This window comes from Streptacidiphilus jeojiense (assembly GCF_000719095.1).
Classification (GTDB): Bacteria; Actinomycetota; Actinomycetes; order Streptomycetales; family Streptomycetaceae; genus Streptacidiphilus; species Streptacidiphilus jeojiensis.
On sequence record NZ_JOEH01000082.1, the window covers coordinates 1 to 1308 of the forward strand.

Genomic DNA, 1308 nt, shown 5'->3' on the forward strand with positions numbered 1-1308 from the left:
GAAGGGGAGTCCGCTGTTTTCGAAGTAGTCGATGGCGGGGAAGCAGTCGGCGAGGCGGCGGGTGTCGACCAGGACGACGGCGCCGATGGCGCCGCGGACCAGGTCGTCCCACATGAACCAGAAGCGGTCCTGGCCGGGGGTGCCGAAGAGGTAGAGGATCAGGTCCTCGTCCAGGGTGATGCGGCCGAAGTCCATGGCCACCGTGGTGGTGGTCTTGTCCGCCACGTGGCTGAGGTCGTCGATGCCGGCGGAGGCGCTGGTCATCACGGCCTCGGTGCGCAGCGGGTTGATCTCCGAGACCGCACCGACCAGGGTCGTCTTGCCCACCCCGAAGCCGCCGGCCACGACGATCTTCGCCGAGGTGGTCGTGCGGGCTCCGGTGGCGGCCGCCGGTGGCGCGGGCCTAGAGCTTGCGAAGTCCACTGAGCACCCTTTCGAGCAGTGTCACGTCTGGCGTGCCGCCGGATTCGCCTCCGGCAGCGGGTTGGTGGATCGCGACCAGGCCGGATTCGGCCAGGTCGGCGACGAGGATGCGGGCCACGCCCAAGGGCATGGAAAGTAGAGCCGAGATCTCGGCGACGGACTTGATCTCCAGGCAGAGACCGCAGATCCGTTGGTGTTCGGGCAGCAGCGAGCCGATCCGCTCGGGCGCCGCGGTGGTGGAGACCAGGGCCTCGATGGCGAGCTGGTAGCGCGGCCGGGTCCGTCCGCCGGTCATGGCGTAGGGCCGGATCAGCGGCTCCTCGTCCATCTCCGGCTCCTGGGCCGGCGGCCGGCTCCAGTCGTCGGCGTACGACGGACGGCTGTTGTAGCCGGAGCCGGTGCCGCTGGTGGTGGGCGCGTTGGGCTCGGGGTTGCCCCGAGGTGCCGGACCCGAGCCGTTGGAGTAGGGGTTCTCCTGGTACGGGTTGCCGCCGTAGCCGTTGCGCTGCTCCTGCTCATAGCCGGGGTAGCCGGGGGCGTAGCCGCCGCCGGGACCACCGAACGCATCGTGGCCTGTACCGGGATAGCCGGTGCCGTACTGGCCGTTCTGGTCCTCGGGCGGTGTCACGGGTCCTCCTCACAGTTGAGCGACAGGGGCTTTCGGAGCTCTTGCTGAACGTGTGCGGGCGGTGCGGGCGGTGCAGGGGCGGTGCTGTGGTGCGCAGTCAGTGGAGCAGGCTGCCTTGGAGCTCGGCCCGGAGTGCCGGGGTGAGTACGGTCCCCGCCCGGTCGACGAGGAGGGCCATCTCGTAGCCGACCAGGCCGATGTCGCTGTCGGGGGAGGCGAGGACGGCGAGGGAGGATCCGTCGGAGACGGCCATGATG

The 1308-nt window shown here is 70.1% G+C and carries 2 protein-coding genes and 1 pseudogene; all 3 read right to left on the minus strand.

All coding sequences use genetic code 11. The annotated features are described in order from the left end of the window. Positions 1–423, minus strand: a 423-nt coding sequence (locus IF29_RS0141075) for a GTP-binding protein (protein ID WP_084715570.1), incomplete at its 3' end; no start/stop codon positions are given. After that, positions 404–1051 carry a DUF742 domain-containing protein gene (locus IF29_RS0141080; RefSeq protein ID WP_030267650.1) on the minus strand — a complete coding sequence of 216 codons (648 nt, stop codon included), beginning with the start codon at positions 1049–1051 and terminating at the stop codon, positions 404–406. The genes IF29_RS0141075 and IF29_RS0141080, both read right to left, overlap by 20 nt. Before the next feature lie 97 nt (positions 1052–1148). Then, a pseudogene (locus tag IF29_RS43005) lies at positions 1149–1308 on the minus strand (roadblock/LC7 domain-containing protein); the annotation flags it as partial.